The sequence below is a fragment of the Belnapia sp. AC561 genome, from assembly GCF_979252845.1.
In genome coordinates, this window is sequence record NZ_CEEDBP010000003.1 from 248,037 (window position 1) to 264,034 (window position 15,998).

Sequence of the window (15,998 nt, forward strand, 5' to 3'; positions counted from 1 at the left end):
CCCCAATCTTCCTTTCTAAAGCGCCTGCCGCACCCACTCCGCCCAGGCCAGCGCCGCCCTGTCCTGGCCGAAGCCCGTCACGATCTGCGCCCCCAGCGGCAGCCCGAGCGGCCCCATCCCGACCGGCACCGTTACGCAGGGCACGTGCAACAGCGTCCAGAGCGAGTTGAAGGCCGGGTCGCCGGTCGCGCCCAGCCCTTCCGGCGCCTCGCCCGGCGCGCTCGGCGTCAGGATGGCGTCGACCCCGGCCACCACATCGGCGAAGGCCGCCCGCGCCGTGGCGAAGGCGGCGCGCCCGGCCTCCTTCTCCGCGCGCGGCAGGTCGCGGCCCCATGCCATCCGCTCCCGCAGCCCGGCCGAGAGCTGCGCCGCCGCATGGTCCAGCTCCCAGGCCAGCGCCTCCGCGGATTCGCCGTTCATCACCGCGGCATGCGCCGTAAGCCCGGCGACCACGGCGTCCGGCATCTCCAGCGGCACCACCTCCGCCCCGGCCCGCGCCGCGGCGGCGGCGACGCGCTCGATCGCCGCCCGCGTCTCCGGCGCCGCCTGCCCGGCGGTCGGGCCCCAGCACAGCCCTAGCCGCGGTGCCCGGCCCGGCTTCGCCTCCGGGTCGCCGTAGTCGCCCTCGGTCAGCCCGGCCATGACCAGCGCCGCATCGCCGACGGTTTGGGTGATGACGCCGATGGTGTCGAGCGACTCCGACATCACCTTCATCCCCGCCCGGTGCAGCGTGCCGAAGCTCGGCTTGAAGCCGACCGCCCCGCAATAGGCCGCGGGGCGGATGACGCTGCCCGCGGTCTGGGTGCCGAAGCCGGCGTGGAAGAAGCCGGCCCCGGCGCCGGCCGCCGAGCCGGAGGAGGAGCCGCCCGGCGTATGGCGCGGGTTGTGCGGGTTGCTGGTGGCGCCCGGGTGGCGCGTGGCGAATTCCGTCGTGACGGTCTTGCCGAGGATGACGGCCCCCGCCCGCCGCGCCAGGGCGACGCAGGCGGCGTCCGACCGCGGCCGGTGCCCCGCCCAGATCGGCGAGCCGTATTGGGAGGGCTGGTCGGCGGTATCCAGCACGTCCTTCACCCCGAAGGTCAGCCCCTGCAGCGGCCCGGCCCGGCCGGCCTTGGCCGCGGCATCCGCCGCCTCGGCCGCCCGCATCGCCAGCGCGGGGTCGAGGTGGACGAAGGCGCGCACCACCCCCTCCCGCGCGGCGATGCGGGAGAGCATCGCCTCGCACAGGGAGGCGGCGGAAAGGCTGCCGGCACGGATGCGGCGGGCGGCCTCGGTGGCGGTCATGCTGCTGGGATCGGTCATCCACCGAAGCTTACCCGCGCGCGGCGCTGGCGCCAGCCCTCCGCCGGCCCCACATTGTCCCGATGCCTGAACCCATCCGCGTGGCCCGGGCGCCCGATGGCGCCCTGACCTACGCCGTCCCCCTCCCCCCCGAAGATCTGCCCGCGGTCCTGCCGCGGCAATTGCTGGCCGCCTGGGACCTGGCCCGTGCCGCCGCCGACCGGCGCGCCTGGGGCCCGCCGCGGGTCCTGCTGTTTCCCCGGCCGAATGGGGGCCCGGACTCCGCGCCCACCCAGCTCGCCATCGCCGACCGCGATGCCGGCGCCTGGGCCGAGGCGATCGACGAAGCGGTCGGCCTCGATACCCTCGGCGGCCTCAGCCTCTGCCTCCGCCTGCTGGCCCTGGTCGAGGTGCTGGGCCGGGCCCGCTGGCTGGCCGAATTGTTCAGCGTGACGCCCATGGGGATCGAGCTGCATCCCAGCCTGCTGCAGGCTGCGGCGGCCATGCCGCTCGATGGCGCGGCGCGGTTCGACGAATCCGGGCTGCACAGGCTATTGTCCCGTCCGCTGCCCTCGGGTGGCCTTCCCCACCGCGCCAGTTTGGGCCGCACCGCATGACGAGACCCCCCATGAACCGCCTGATCCTGCTCGGTCTGCTGGCCACCGGCCTCGTCGGCTGCACCACGCGGCCGGAGCCGCTGCCCGTGGCCTCCACCCCCTATCGTGGCCCCGCCCCCGGCCAGGTCATCACCGCGCCGCCGCCGAGCCCGGTGGTGCGCGAGCAGGCCGCCATCGCCGCCGGCTGCCGCAGCGACGCCGACCGCATCGTCACCATGCGCGACCGCGGCCAGCTGATGCGGGAGGACGAGCGCGACGCCCGGGTCGGCACCGAGGCCAGCATCTATGCCCAGCGCAGCGAGACCGACCGGCTCGGCCGGATCTTCGAGCGCGACCGGATCGCCGCCGACTGCGTCCAGCAGAATACCCAGCTGCCGCCGCGCCAGCGCTGAGCGGGCTGCCCGGCGATGGCGTTTCGCGGCCCGGCCGCCTTCGGCGCGCTGGGGCGGGCGCTGTCGCACCGGGATGCGCGGCTCTTCTTCACCGCCTCCCTCACCTCCTGGACCGGGCTCTGGGTCCACCGCATCGCGGTGACCTGGCTGGCCTGGGAGATGACGAAAAGCGCCTTCTGGGTCGGCATGGTCGCCTTCTGCGACCTCGCCCCCGCGGTCATCTTCAGCCCCATCGCCGGCGCCGTCGCGGACCGGATGGACCGGGTGAAGCTCACCATGGCTTCCCAGGCGGTGATCGCCACGGAGGCGGCGACGGTCGGGCTGCTGATCGCCACCGGCCACCTCACCATCGGCCTGCTGCTGACGCTCGAGATGTGCAGCGGCATCGCCTCCTCCTTCGCCCAGCCGGCGCGGCAGTCGCTGATGCCGGGGCTGGTGCCGCGCACCGACCTGCCGGCGGCGGTCGCTGCCAATTCGCTCTGCTTCAACGTCGCCCGCTTCATCGGCCCGGCCATCGCCGGCCCGCTGATCGCCTTCGCCGGGGTGGCGCCGGCGGTCTTCCTCAACAGCGCCGCCTACCTCATCGCCACCTTCACCATGCCCATGCTGCGGGTGGCGGCCGAGGCGCGGCGCGGCCATGCGCCGGACCGCAGCCTCTGGGCCGATGCCGCGGCAGGCTTCCGCTATGCCGGCACCCATCCGGGGATCGGGCCGCTGCTCGGCTTCGCCGCCGTCGCCTCCATCCTCATGCGCGGGGTGCAGGAGATCCTGCCGCCTTTCGTCGAGCGGCTGTTCCTGCGCGGCCCCGATGGGCTGGCGCTGCTGACCGCCAGCATCGGCATCGGCGCGCTGTTTTCCGGGCTCTGGGTCGCCAGCCGCGGCCGGCTGACCGGGGCGGTGGCGCTGGCGGTCGGCGCGGTGGGGGCGCAGGCGCTCTTCACCATCGGCTTCGTCGCCACGCCGTATTTCCCGCTGGCGCTGGCCTGCGCCATGCTGATGGGCGCCGCCGGCTCGGTGCATGGCATCTCGACCCAGACCCTGGTGCAGAATGCCGCCGACCCGGCGATGCGCGGCCGGGTGCTGAGCCTCTGGGGCATGATCACCCGCGCCTGCCCGGCCAGCGGCGCGCTGGCGCTCGGCACCGCCGGCGAATTCTTCGGCCTCAGGCTGCCGACCATCCTCGCCATGCTGCTGTCGCTGCTGGTCGTGGCCTGGGGGCTGAAGAAGCTGCCGGTCATGGTCGCGGTGCTGGAGGAACGCCGCTGATGGCGACGCCTGCCGGCCGCCATCCGCGGCCCTGCTGACCATCCAAGGAGGAAACCCCATGGCCGAATTGGCCCCAATCGATCAGGCCCTGCTGCCGCCCGGCATCCGTGCCCGCCATGTCGAAGGCATCAACGGCTTGCGGATGCATCTGCTGGAAGCCGGCACCCCGGGCCGGCCCTGCCTGCTGCTGCTGCACGGCTTCCCGGAGCTGGCCTATTCCTGGCGCAAGGTGATGCCGGTGCTGGCCGCCGCCGGCTACCATGTCATCGCCCCCGACCAGCGCGGCTATGGCCGCACCACCGGCTGGAGCGACGACTACGACGGCGACCTCGCCCCCTTCCGCATGCAGAACCTGGTGCGGGACGCGATGGGGCTGCTGGCGGCGCTCGGGCTGCGCCGGGTGCATGCGGTGGTCGGGCATGATTTCGGCGCCTCGGTCGCCGGCTGGGCGGCGCTGCTGCGGCCCGACATCTTCCCTCGGCTGGCGCTGATGAGCGCGCCCTTCACCGGCGTCCCCGCCCTGCCGCTCGGCGAGGCAAGGCCGGCGCCGCGCCCCGATATCCATGCCGCGCTGGCGGCGCTGCCGCGGCCGCGCAAGCACTACCAGTGGTACTACAGCACCCGCCCGGCCAATGCGGAGATGCAGCATGCGCCGCAGGGGCTGCATGCCTTCCTCCGCGCCTACTACCACGTGAAGAGCGCCGACTGGGCGGTGAACCGGCCGCACCGCCTGCCGGGCTGGGACGCGGAATCGCTCGCCGAGCTGCCGGGCTACTACATCATGGACCTGGCGAAGGGCATGGGCGAGCAGGTCGCGCCCGACATGCCGTCCCCGGCCGAGATCGCCGCCAATGCCTGGCTGCCGGAGGCCGAGATGGCGGTCTATGCCGGCGAATATGCCCGCACCGGCTTCCAGGGCGGGCTGCAATGGTACCGCTGCCGCACCTCCGGGCGGTTCGAGGCCGAGCAGCAGGTCTTCGCCGGCCGCAGCATCGGTGTCCCCGCCGCCTTCATCTCGGGCGCCAGCGACTGGGGCGTCTACCAGACCCCGGGCGCGCTGGAGCGGATGCGGGAGGAGACCTGCACGCGGATGACCGCCTGCCACCTGATCCCCGGCGCCGGGCACTGGGTGCAGCAGGAACAGCCGGCCGAGGTCAGCCGGCTGCTGCTGGAATTCCTATCCGCCTGAAGAATACACCGGATCGGCAACGTCTTCAGAATCTCGTATACAAAATTACGAAGTATGCGAGAGGATAATCCCGCGCAGGTTTCGGCCTCCCCTCCGGGGGCCGCGCCTGGACTAATGCCGATGGCGCGGGAGAGCGGGATGTCGACGGTTCCGAGGGAAAGCTGGAATTTTTCGCTGGATGACTACGCGGTCCAACACCAGGGCATCCATGTCATCGACCTGGATATTTCCTACGACTACCGGCCCGGCCTCGGCCTGACCAATCCCTTCGAGTATCCGAATTTCGTTCCCATCGCGAATTTCATCAATGATTTCATTGTCTCCTATCCCAACGAGACCGATTTCTGGGAAATCCTGAACCGCAAGCTGGTCGGCGCCCTGCTGGCCGAGGCGATCCCGACGCCCTATGGCAGCGACTACCGGCTGGGCGAGATGGTCGATGATCTTTCCATCAGCCTGACGGTGCATCCCTATACCGCCATCCCCTATTCCCGCACCTCGACCGTCGAGCAGGATGTCGTCGTCGGCACCGATGCGGCAGATAGGCTGGAAGGCGGCGACTACCGCGATGCGCTGCGCGGCGGGGCGGAGGCCGATACGCTGCATGGCCGCGGCGACGACGACTACGTCAGCGGCGGCCTGGGCAACGACCGGCTCTACGGCGATGCCGGCAATGACGACCTGGTCGGCGGCCTCGGGGCGGATGCCCTGCTCGGCGGCGCCGGCGCGGATCGCTTCATCTACAACAGCGTCGCGGAGTCGTCGCGGGCCGGCGGGATCGATCGCATCCTCGACTTCAGCCATGCCGAGGGCGACCTGATCGACCTCAGCCAGATCGACGCCGGCCCGGCGACCGGCAACCAGGCCTTCCGGATCGTCGAGGCCTTCAGCGGCAAGGCCGGCGAATTGCTGCTGCTGCAGGTCGATGGCGACATCCGGGTGCATGGCGACGTGGATGGCGATGGCCGGGCCGACCTGATGATCACCGTGAAGAACGTCGAGGCGCTGGTGGCGAGCGACTTCATCCTCTGAGGCCTTTGGCCCTGGGCTTCCTGAAGGACGGAGCGGCGGATAGGCTGCCCGCCGATCCCCTTCAGGACTCCGAGACATGTTGAAGACAGCCGTCGTGGGCATGGGCCGCTGGGGCCGCGTGCTGGTCGAGAGCGTGCAGCGGAAGAACGATGCGGGCCTCCGCTTCGTCGCCGGCAGCACCGGCACCCCGGCCAAGGCCGCCGACTGGGCCGCCGAGCAGGGCATCCGCCTGCACCCGAGCTACGAGGCGGTGCTGGCCGACCCCGAGGTGCAGGCGGTGGCGCTGGCCACCCCGCACAAGCAGCATGCCGCGCAGGTCATCGCCGCCGCCGCGGTCGGCAAGCATGTCTTCTGCGAGAAGCCCTTCACCCTGTCGAAGGCCAGCGCCGAGGCCGCGGTCGCCGCCTGCGCCAAGGCCGGGGTGGTGCTCGCCCTCGGCCACAACCGCCGCTTCCTGCCGGCGACGGCTGTCATGAAGCAGATGCTGGCCGAGGGTGCGCTCGGCACAATCCTCCACGCCGAGGGCCATATCAGCGGCCCCGCCGCGGCCAACTGGAAGGATGGCATGTGGCGGGCCGACCGGGAGGAGAGCCCGCTCGGCGGCATGGGCGGCATGGGCATCCACATGGTCGACATGCTGGTGAACCTGATGGGGCCCTTCGCCTCCGTGACGGTGCAGTCCTTCCCCCGCGTCTCGCCGCATGTGGACGACACCACGGCGATGCTGGCCCGCTTCGCCTCGGGCGCCACCTGCACCTTCGCCACCCTGTCCCTGGCGCCGCAGGCCTGGCGGGTGGCGCTGTTCGGCACCAAGGCTTCGCTCGAGATGCGCGGGCAGCAGCAACTCGTCTATACCCCGGTCCAGGGCGAGGGCTGGACCCGCGATTTCCCGAAATTCGATATCGAGGCGGCGGAGCTGGAAGCCTTCGCCGCGGCGGTCGCCGGCGGTCCGGCCTATCCGCTGCCGCTGGACCAGGCCATCCATGGCGTTTCGGTCTTCGAGACGATGATCGGCGCCGCGGCCTCCGGCAGCACCTATTCGGTGCCCTGACGAACGAAGCCCCGGGTTTCCACCCGGGGTGCCGGCGGGCTAGAACCCCTCATCCGCAACGGAGGGGTCCCGCCCATGTCCAAGATCACCCGCCAGGGCAGCAATGCCATCCTGTCGTCCGCCGTCGAGTACCACAACTTCGTCTTCCTCGCCGGCATGACCGCCGACGACCTTTCGCTCGACATCACCGGGCAGACCAAGCAGGTCGTGGCCAAGATCACCGCCGCGCTCGAGGCCAATGGCACCGACAATACCCGGCTGCTGAATGCCCAGATCTGGCTGAAGGACATCCGCGACCGCGACGCCATGAACAAGGTCTGGGTGGAATGGCTCGGCGATGCCGGCCGCCCGGCCCGCGCCTGCGTCGAGGCCAACATGGCCGACCCGCGCCACCTCGTCGAAATCATGGTCAACGCCTGCCGTTGAGGCAGATCGGCGATTCAGTTGACGGAATCGCCCTAGACGGCAGCGCTTTGCCCTGAATTTAGGCGAAAGTGAATCGATTCTGAAGGCGGCGCTTCCGGGCGCCGCCTTTTCCGTATCTGTTGCAATCTTGCCACCACACTGTGGCACGGATCATTTTTTCGACAAACCTTAGGACAATTCTCCGTTCAGAGACGGGTAACACCTCCGTCAACAAACGAATCACCGCAGATTTCGGCGTGTTACACCGCCAGCGGTTGCCCCCGCCGGCATCCCCCGGATAACCAAACCGTGTCGTTGGGTTACACGGCCTCGCGAACATGCGGTCGGCGCGTACAGGGGGATTGGTATGCGGATGCATCGGACGGGTTGGATGGTGGCTGCACTGCTCGGTGCTTTCGCGGCGTCTGGTGACGCAGAGGCGGCGCAGCGGGATCAGTCGAATGCCGCCCGGCCCGGTCAGAATGCGGTCCGCCTGCCGGGCGCAACGGCCCAGGCCTCGGGGCGTCTTCAGGCCCGCAACCACGGCATCCGCCAAGTCGCCGCGACCGGCCGTGGCCGCATCGGCGGCAGCCATCGCCGCAGCCGACCCTATGCCAGCACCGGCGGCGAGGGCGGCATCTCCTGCGTTCCCTATGCCCGTGCCGTCACCGGCATGCAGGTCACCGGCAATGGCGGCGACTGGTGGGGCAATGCCGCCGGCCTCTATGACCGTGGCCAGCGGCCGGAGCCCGGCGCGGTCATGGCCTTCCGCGCCAATCCCGGCATGTCCCGCGGCCATGTCGCCGTGGTGCGGCAGGTGCTGAATTCCCGCGAAGTGCGGATCGACCATGCCAATTGGGGCGGCCCCGGCATCCGCCGCGGCAGCGTCATGCAGAATATCAGCGTGGTCGATGTTTCCGACCGCAACGACTGGTCCGCGGTGAAGGTCCAGTCGGGCTACAATGCGGAGGCCTTCGGCCGCACCTATCCGACCTATGGCTTCATCTACAACCGCCCGGATGACGCCGCGACCAGCGGCACCGCCTTCGCCGGCCTGCCGCTGCGCCGCAGCGCCCGCTACGAGCAGGTGGCCGATGCGCCGGAGGCTGCCTCCCCGCGCGGCTATTCGCTGCAGGGCGTGTCGCCGATGACCACGGCGCGGGCAGTGAGCTACCAGCCCCGCCAACGCTGACCCGCCAAGGGGATTTGCGCCGCGCTGCCGGCATGGCAGTACTGCGGGATGACATGGTCGATCCTGGCGCGAGATCCCGAGACCGGTGAGTTGGGCGTGGCGGTCGCCACGCGGTTCTTCGCCGTCGGCGCCGTCTGCCCCCGTATCGAGGGCGGGCTCGGCGCCCTGGCCACCCAGGCCCTGGTCAATCCGATGCTCGGCATCCTCGGCATGGACCGGCTGCGCGCCGGCGAGGCCCCGGCCGCGCTGCTGGAGGCGCTGCTCGCCGCCGATGCCGGGCGGGACCAACGCCAGTTCCATCTCCTCGCCGCCGACGGCACCATCGTCCAGCACACCGGCACCGCCTGCGTCGACTGGTGCGGCCATGTGGCCGGGCCGGATGTCTCGGTCGCCGGCAACATGCTGGCCGGGCCGCAGGTGGTGGAGGCGACGCGGGATGCCTGGCTGGCCGCGGCGGGACAGCCCATGGCCGAGCGCCTGCTGACCGCGCTCGAGGCCGGCGAGGCCGCCGGCGGCGACAAGCGCGGCAAGCAATCGGCGGCGCTGCAGGTCGCCAGCCGGGACCCCTACCCCGACCTCGACATCCGCGTCGACGACCACCCGGACCCCTTGGCCGAGCTGCGCCGGCTGCACGCGGTCTCCCGCCAGCGCTATGCCGGCTTCCGCCGCTTCCTTGCCGGGCGCGACCATCCCGGCGTCTTCGACCGGGTGGTGATCGAGACGGCATTGGCGGGACCGACCTCCTGATGGTGCTCGATGTCCGCGACCTCGCGGTGACCTTCGCCACGGACCGCGGGCCGCTGCGCGCGGTGGATGGCATCTCCTTCTCGGTCGAGGCGGGCAAGACCCTCGCGGTGGTGGGCGAGAGCGGCTGCGGCAAGTCGGTGACGGCGCTGGCCATCATGGGGCTGCTGCCCACCGCGGCGCGGCTCTCCGGCTCCATCCGCCTGCGCGGGCGGGAGATGTCGACCCTGGCGCCGGAGGAATGGCGCGGCCGCCGCGGGCGCGAGCTGGCGATGGTCTTCCAGGAACCGATGACCAGCCTCAACCCCGCCTTCACCGCCGGCGAGCAGGTGGCCGAGGTGCTGCGGCTGCACGAGGGGATGGGCGAGCGCGCCGCCTTCGATGCCGCCGTCGCCCTGCTCGACCGCGTCCGCATCCCGGAGGCGGCACGGCGCGCCCGGCAGTATCCGCACCAGCTCTCGGGCGGCATGCGGCAACGGGTGATGATCGCCATGGCGCTGGCCTGCAAGCCGAAGCTGCTGATCGCCGACGAGCCGACGACGGCGCTCGACGTGACGGTGCAGGCCCAGATCCTGGCCCTGCTCGATGAGCTGAAGCGGGAGACCGGGACGGCGATCGTGCTGATCACCCACGACCTCGGCGTGGTCGCCGACCATGCCGACGACGTGGTGGTGATGTATGCCGGGCGGGTCGCCGAAAGCGCGAAGGCGGCGACCCTGTTTGCCCGGCCGGAGCATCCCTATACCGTCGGCCTGCTCGGCGCGGCGCCGCGGATCGAGGGTGGCGCCGGACGGCTGGCGAGCATCGAAGGCACGGTGCCCGACCTGCTGCATCCGCCCGAGGGCTGCCGCTTCGCCCCGCGCTGCCCCTTCCGCGCCGCCGACTGCGCCCGGCAGCCGCCGCTGGCGACGGTGGCGCCGGGCCATGCCAGCGCCTGCTGGCGCGCGCCGCTCGACCAGGTGCTGGCGGCGTGAGCGAGGCGCTGCTGGAGCTGGAAGGGCTGCGCAAGCACTTCCCGGTGCGGGACATGCTGGGGCGCGCGCGCGGTGCGGTGCGGGCGGTGGATGGCGTCTCGCTCAGCGTGGCGCGCGGCAGCGTGCTCGCCATCGTCGGCGAGAGCGGCTGCGGCAAGTCGACGCTCGGCCGGCTGGCGCTGCGGCTGATCGAGCCGGATGCGGGCAGCATCCGCTTCGAGGGCGAGGACCTGCGGGCGCTGTCGGCTGCCGCGCTGCGGGCACGGCGGCGGGAGATGCAACTCATCTTCCAGGACCCCTTCGCCAGCCTCGATCCGCGCATGACGGTGGAGGCGGCGATCGCCGAGCCGCTGCGGCTGCATCGCATCGTGCCGCGCGCCGGGGAACGGGCGCGGGTCGCCGAACTGCTGGAGCGCGTCGGGCTGCGGCCCGAGAGCGCGCGGCGCTGGCCGCATGAATTCTCCGGCGGGCAGCGGCAGCGCATCGCCATCGCCCGGGCGCTGGCCAGCGGGCCGAAGCTGATCATCGGCGACGAGCCGGTGAGCGCCCTCGACGTCTCGGTGCAGGCGCAGGTGGTGAACCTGCTGGGCGACCTGATCCGCGACCTCGGCCTGACCTTCGTGCTGATCAGCCACGACCTCGGCGTGGTGCGGCACATCGCCGACCGGGTGGCGGTGATGTACCTCGGGCAGATCGTCGAGGAAGGGCCGGCGGAGCGGGTCTTCGCCACGCCGCGGCATCTCTATACCCGCGCCCTGCTCGCCGCGGTGCCTGGCACCGGGTCCAAGACGCCGCCGATCGAGGGCGACGTGCCGAGCCCGATCGCCCCGCCGCCGGGCTGCCGCTTCCATACCCGCTGCCCGCATGCCGAGGCGATCTGCCGGGAGCAGGTGCCGCTGCTGGCGGGCTTCGCGCATCGCGCCGCCTGCCACCTGCAGGACCGCCTGCCCCCCGCCCCTGCCCTGCACGAGACCGATGCGGGCGGCGAGCGGCTGCGACGGCTGCAAGCCTTCTTCACACCGACCGGGGCCCCCGCATGATCCGCAGGACAGTCTTCGCCGCGCTCGCCGCGCTTTCGCTGACGGCGGCGGCACAAGCCCAGGCGCCGAACCAGACGCTTCGCATCGGCCTGCGCGAGGATCCCGACATCCTCGACCCGACCCTGGCGCGGACCTTCGTCGGGCGGATCGTCTTCGCCTCGCTCTGCGACAAGCTTTTCGACATCAACGACAAGCTGGAGATCGTCCCGCAGCTCGCCACCGGCTATGCCTGGGAGGATCCGAAGACCTTGCGGATCACCCTGCGGGAGGGCGTACGCTTCCATGACGGGGAGCCGATGGATGCGGAAGCCGTGCGCTATTCGCTGAACCGCCACCTGACGCTGTCCGGCAGCTTCCGCCGCGGCGAGATCGGCATCGCCGAAGCGGTGGAGGTGGTCGATCCCCGGACCATCCGCATCCGGCTGAAGTCGGCCTCCTCCCCCTTCCTGTCGCAACTCACCGACCGTGCGGGCATGATCGTCAGCCCCAAGGCGGCCGAGGCGGCGGGGCGCAACTTCGGCAATGCGCCAGTCTGCGCCGGGCCCTATCGCTTCGTCGAGCGGGTGGCGCAGGACCGCATCGTGGTCGAGCGCTTCGCCGGCTACTGGGATGCGGCGCGCATCCATATCCCGCGCATCGTCTTCCAGCCGATCCCGGACAACACGGTGCGGCTCGCCAACCTGCAGTCCGGCGCGCTGGAGATGGTGCAGACCATCGAGCCGGACGACGTCAAGACGGTGGAGCGCAACCGCCGCCTGAAGGTCGTCAGCTACGACGAGCTCGGCTACCAGAGCATCAGCTACAACCTCGGCAACGGTCCCCGCGCGAACACGCCCTTCGGGCGGGACCCGCGCATCCGCGCCGCCTTCGAGCTGGCGATCGACCGCCAGGCGGTGAACCAGGTGGTCTACGAGGGCTTCTACGTGCCGACGGCGCAGCCGGTGCCGCCGGGCAATCCCTTCCATGTTCCCGGCTTCCGGCCGGAGGGGCGCGACGTGGCGCGCGCCCGCGCGCTGCTGCGGGAGGCGGGGGTGACCGGGCCGGTGCAGGTCGAGATGACCATCCCGAACAACCCGGACCTGCGCCAGGTCGGCGAGGTGATCCAGGCCATGGTGAAGGAGGCCGGCTTCGACCTGCGGCTGAACGCGATGGAATTCGCCAGCAGCCTGCAGGCGGCGAACCGCGGGGATTTCGAGACCTATCTGGTGGCTTGGTCGGGGCGGGTGGACCCCGATGGCAACATCTGGACCTTCAGCCATAGCGGCGGCGGGCAGAACGACGGCAAGTACAGCAACCCCGAGGTGGACCGGCTGCTGGACGAGGCGCGGGCGGTGACCGATGTCGCGGCGCGGCGGGAGATCTATGCCAAGGTCTGGGAGATCGCGCTGCGGCAGGACCGGCACCGCATGTACCTGTGGCACCGCAAGAACATCGTGGCGCATAGCGCGCGGCTGAGCGGCTTCGTCCCGGTGGCCGATGGGCTGATCCGGCCGCAGGACCTCAGGCTCAACTAGCATGGCACTCTGGTTCCTGCGGCGGCTCGGGCAGATCATCCCGACCCTGCTCATCCTTTCGGTGCTGATCTTCGGGCTGCAGCAGCTGATGCCGGGCGACCCGGCGCTGATCCTGGCCGGGGAGGAGCGCGGCGACCCGGTGGTGCTGGCGCAGATCCGGGCCGAGCTGTTCCTCGACCGGCCGCTGCCGGAACAGTATCTCCGCTGGATCAGCCGCGTCGTGCAGGGCGACTTCGGCTTCTCCTGGCGCATCCGGGAGCCGGTGGCATCGCTGATCCTGACCAAGCTGCCGGTGACCTTCCAGCTCGCGGTGATGGCCTTCCTCATTGCGGTCGTCATCGGCGTGCCGGCGGGCATCCTCTCCGCGGTGAAGCGGGACACGCCGGTGGATTGGGCGACCAATGGCGTGGCGCTGTTCGGCATCTCCACGCCGAATTTCTGGCTGGGGATCATGATGATCCTGCTGTTCAGCGTGGAGCTCGGCTGGCTGCCGCCCTCGGGCTATGTGCCGTTGAGCGAGGATCCGTGGCAGTCCCTGGCGACGACGATCATGCCGGCCTTCGTGCTGGGATCCGGCATCGCGGGGGTGCTGATGCGGCATACGCGGGCGGCGATGCTCGGCGCGCTGGGGCAGGATTACGTGCGGACGGCGCGGGCCAAGGGGTTGGGCGAGCGGGCGGTGGTGGTGAAGCATGCGCTGCGCAATGCGCTGATCCCGGTGGTGACGCTCGGGACCATCGAGTTCGGGCGGTTGCTGGCGGGGGCGGTGCTGACGGAGCAGATCTTCACCATCCCGGGCTTCGGCAAGCTGATCGTGGATGCGGTATTCAACCGGGACTATCCGGTGGTGCAGGGCGTGGTGATGGCGACGGCGCTGATCTTCGTGACGCTCTCCCTCGTCGCGGACGTGCTCTACATGGCGGTCAATCCGCGGCTGCGGACGGCATGAGGGACGCGGAGAGCCCGGCGCGGCGGGCGCTGCGGCGCTTCCTGCGGCATCGGCTGGCGGTGTTTGGGCTGGTGGTGGTGGTGGCGTTCATCCTGGCCGCGCTGCTGGCGCCCTGGATCGCACCGGCGGATCCGTTGCAGACATCGTGGTCGGCCATCCGCAAGGCGCCCTCCGCAGCGCATTGGTTCGGGACGGATGAGAACGGGCGGGACGTGCTCTCCCGTGTGCTGTGGGGGGCGCGGGCCTCGATGGCGGCGGGGGTGATCTCGGTCACCGTGGCGCTGCTGATCGGAGTGCCGATCGGGCTGCTGGCAGGGCTGGCGGGGGGATGGGTCGATACGCTCATTTCGCGCATTGCGGATGCGATGCTGTCGGTGCCCTTCCTGATTCTGGCCATTGCCTTGGCGGCCTTCCTCGGGCCGGCGCTGGAGAATGCGATGCTGGCGATCGCCATCACCGCGTCGCCGGTGTTCGTCAGGCTGGCGCGGGGGATGACGCTGGAGGTCAAGGCGACGGATTGGGTGGAGGCGGCGCGGGCGCTCGGCAATCCGCCCTGGCGGCTGGGGCTGCTGCATGTGCTGCCGAACATCGTCCCGCCGTTGCTGGTGCAGGCGACCTTGAGCATCGCGGAGGCGATCATCGCGGAGGCGTCGCTGAGCTTCCTCGGTCTCGGGCAGCAGCCGCCGGCGCCGAGCTGGGGGTCCATGCTGAACTCGGCGCAGCGCTTCCTGACCCAGGCGCCGTGGCTGGCGGTGTTTCCGGGGCTGGCGATCTTCCTGGTGGTGCTGGCCTTCAACCTGATGGGGGATGGGCTGCGGGATGCGCTGGACCCGCGGAGCGAGCGGAAATAAAGCCTGCTCAATCCTGCTAAAATTGGCTCAATTCGGCTCAATTCCGTGAAATTCGGCTCAAACTGGTAAAAATTTTGTCGGTCAAAGCATTGATTTTGCTGCATTCTGGTCGGTAGCCACGGGGGTTTCGGGCCGTACCGCCAGCCGGGCGAATCGCGCCGGCCGGCGGTAGGTTTATAGTCCTTTCAGCCCGTCACCGCAAGGCTCAGGCGAAGTGGGCGGCGAGCTCGGCGTCGGGCAGGTTGGTGTAGTCCTTGCTCATCGTCGTCTCGAGCTTGGCGGTGGCTTCCTTGCTCAGGCCCTCGCGGATGCCGTGCAGGACCTGGGGCGAGGCGGCGACCACCAGGCTGTCGGTCTGGTGGCGGCGGATGGCCTCGTTCAGGTGCTCGGCGATGGCCTTGGCGAAATGGGCCTCGGCCTGGTCCTTGGGATCGGCCTTGGGGGCCTTGAGCTGGCTGGTGCCGCTATCGGCATTCTCGACGTCGTTGCCCTTGCCGGAGGCGTCGAAGCTGCGCAGCGTCCGCATGCCGTCGTCGGTCTTGGTCAGGATGCGGGCCTGGCGGCCATCGGCGACAACATACCAGGTATTGGTGGGCTTGCTCATGTGACTTGCGTCTCCCGGCGGCCCGGGGCGGGCCGGCTTCGGGGCGACAACGCTGCGGGGCTGGTTAAGTCGCGTAGGCGGCACGTTCGAAGGCGGCGAAGACCTCGAGGATCCGCGGGTCGGCAAAGGGCAGGTTCTGCGTCACCAGCACGCCGGCGAGGTCCCGCACCGGGTCGATCCAGAAATAGGTATTGCCGAGGCCGGCCCAGGCCATGCTGCCGGGGCTGCGGCCTCCCCCCGGATGGGCTTCCTGGTTCAGCATGAAGGCGCAGGACCAGGATTTGGGCTGGCCGGGGAAGAATTCGGCGTCGTGCGAGGCGTTGGGGAGGACGGTGCGGAGCGGCTTGACCTTGAGGGCGCCCATCTGGGGGCGGGCCAGGGCGGCGGTGGTTTCGGGCGAGAGGATGCGGGCGCCGTCCAGGGTGCCGCCGGCCAGAATCATCCGGCAGAAGCGGAGGTAGTCCGGCGCGGTGGAGTACAACCCGCCGCCGCCCATGTGGAATTCGGGGTCCTGGGGGATCTCGAAGGGGATGGGCTTCAGGCCGCCCTCCGCGGTGCGGACATGCATGGCGGCGAGGCGGCTGCGCTGGCCGGGCGTGAGGCGGAAGCCGGTATCGGCCATGCCGAGGGGGGCGGTGATGTTCTGCTCGATCACCTGGGCGAGGGTCTGGCCGGTCACGGCCTCCACCGCCAGGCCAGCCCAGTCGATGCCGATGCCGTAGTTCCAGGCGGTGCCGGGCTCGGCGATGAGGGGTGTGGCGAGGGCGGCGCGGCGGCAGGTGGCGATGGCGGGGGTGCCGGCCTGCTGCATGTAGCGGAGGATATCGGCGTTCCAGGTGTTGTAGCTGGAGCCGGAGGTGTGGGTGAGCAGGTGGCGCAGGGTGATGGGGGTGCGGG

General features: G+C 70.8%; 17 protein-coding genes. 14 read left to right on the plus strand and 3 right to left on the minus strand.

The features are described from left to right. Positions 1-15: 15 nt before the first annotated feature. Entirely contained in the window at positions 16-1,302 is a 1,287-nt protein-coding gene (locus AC0IW9_RS04185; RefSeq protein WP_471646949.1) for an amidase, read from the minus strand. Positions 1,303-1,364: 62 nt separating this feature from the next. On the opposite strand from AC0IW9_RS04185, the gene AC0IW9_RS04190 reads away from it, so the two are divergent. From AC0IW9_RS04190 to AC0IW9_RS04255, 14 genes are all read left to right on the plus strand, one after another. Further along, a complete protein-coding gene (locus AC0IW9_RS04190; protein ID WP_471646950.1) occupies positions 1,365-1,898 on the plus strand; it encodes a hypothetical protein in 534 nt (177 codons plus the stop codon). A gap of 11 nt (positions 1,899-1,909) precedes the next feature. Next, positions 1,910-2,290, plus strand: coding sequence for a hypothetical protein (locus AC0IW9_RS04195; RefSeq protein ID WP_471646951.1), 381 nt, complete (start codon positions 1,910-1,912; stop codon positions 2,288-2,290). A 15-nt stretch (positions 2,291-2,305) separates the two neighbouring features. Continuing rightward, the gene (locus AC0IW9_RS04200) at positions 2,306-3,556 is read left to right on the plus strand and encodes an MFS transporter (protein WP_471646952.1); all 1,251 of its coding nucleotides are present in this window, start codon (positions 2,306-2,308) and stop codon (positions 3,554-3,556) included. A 58-nt stretch (positions 3,557-3,614) separates the two neighbouring features. Continuing rightward, positions 3,615-4,745 carry an alpha/beta hydrolase gene (locus tag AC0IW9_RS04205; RefSeq protein WP_471646953.1) on the plus strand — a complete coding sequence of 377 codons (1,131 nt, stop codon included), beginning with the start codon at positions 3,615-3,617 and terminating at the stop codon, positions 4,743-4,745. 138 nt (positions 4,746-4,883) lie between these two features. Beyond that, on the plus strand, positions 4,884-5,777 hold the full coding sequence (locus AC0IW9_RS04210) for a calcium-binding protein (RefSeq protein ID WP_471646954.1): 894 nt from the start codon (positions 4,884-4,886) through the stop codon (positions 5,775-5,777). A gap of 76 nt (positions 5,778-5,853) precedes the next feature. Beyond that, positions 5,854-6,828: a Gfo/Idh/MocA family protein gene (locus AC0IW9_RS04215; RefSeq protein WP_471646955.1), complete on the plus strand. Its 975-nt coding sequence runs from the start codon at positions 5,854-5,856 to the stop codon at positions 6,826-6,828. A gap of 75 nt (positions 6,829-6,903) precedes the next feature. Beyond that, positions 6,904-7,254, plus strand: a complete 351-nt coding sequence (locus AC0IW9_RS04220) for a RidA family protein (RefSeq protein WP_290315533.1) — start codon at positions 6,904-6,906, stop codon at positions 7,252-7,254. Between the two features lie 370 nt (positions 7,255-7,624). Continuing rightward, positions 7,625-8,425 carry a CHAP domain-containing protein gene (locus AC0IW9_RS04225; protein WP_471646956.1) on the plus strand — a complete coding sequence of 267 codons (801 nt, stop codon included), beginning with the start codon at positions 7,625-7,627 and terminating at the stop codon, positions 8,423-8,425. A 48-nt stretch (positions 8,426-8,473) separates the two neighbouring features. Next, positions 8,474-9,172 carry a DUF1028 domain-containing protein gene (locus AC0IW9_RS04230; protein WP_471646957.1) on the plus strand — a complete coding sequence of 233 codons (699 nt, stop codon included), beginning with the start codon at positions 8,474-8,476 and terminating at the stop codon, positions 9,170-9,172. Then, positions 9,172-10,143, plus strand: a complete 972-nt coding sequence (locus tag AC0IW9_RS04235; RefSeq protein ID WP_471646958.1) for an ABC transporter ATP-binding protein — start codon at positions 9,172-9,174, stop codon at positions 10,141-10,143. The genes AC0IW9_RS04230 and AC0IW9_RS04235 overlap by 1 nt, the downstream gene beginning before the upstream one ends. After that, positions 10,140-11,183 (plus strand): ABC transporter ATP-binding protein, encoded by a 1,044-nt coding sequence (locus AC0IW9_RS04240; protein ID WP_471646959.1) that lies wholly within the window; start codon positions 10,140-10,142, stop codon positions 11,181-11,183. The genes AC0IW9_RS04235 and AC0IW9_RS04240 overlap by 4 nt, the downstream gene beginning before the upstream one ends. Then, positions 11,180-12,697, plus strand: a complete 1,518-nt coding sequence (locus tag AC0IW9_RS04245; protein ID WP_471646960.1) for an ABC transporter substrate-binding protein — start codon at positions 11,180-11,182, stop codon at positions 12,695-12,697. Before AC0IW9_RS04240 ends, AC0IW9_RS04245 begins: the two co-directional genes overlap by 4 nt. Position 12,698: 1 nt before the next feature. Beyond that, positions 12,699-13,646, plus strand: coding sequence for an ABC transporter permease (locus tag AC0IW9_RS04250; protein WP_471646961.1), 948 nt, complete (start codon positions 12,699-12,701; stop codon positions 13,644-13,646). Then, entirely contained in the window at positions 13,643-14,497 is an 855-nt protein-coding gene (locus AC0IW9_RS04255; protein WP_471646962.1) for an ABC transporter permease, read from the plus strand. The genes AC0IW9_RS04250 and AC0IW9_RS04255 overlap by 4 nt, the downstream gene beginning before the upstream one ends. A gap of 205 nt (positions 14,498-14,702) precedes the next feature. Here AC0IW9_RS04255 and AC0IW9_RS04260 read toward each other — a convergent pair whose 3' ends face one another. Further along, entirely contained in the window at positions 14,703-15,101 is a 399-nt protein-coding gene (locus AC0IW9_RS04260; RefSeq protein WP_471646963.1) for a host attachment protein, read from the minus strand. 64 nt (positions 15,102-15,165) lie between these two features. After that, a partial coding sequence (locus tag AC0IW9_RS04265) for a serine hydrolase domain-containing protein (protein WP_471646964.1) occupies positions 15,166-15,998 on the minus strand: 833 nt, incomplete at its 5' end.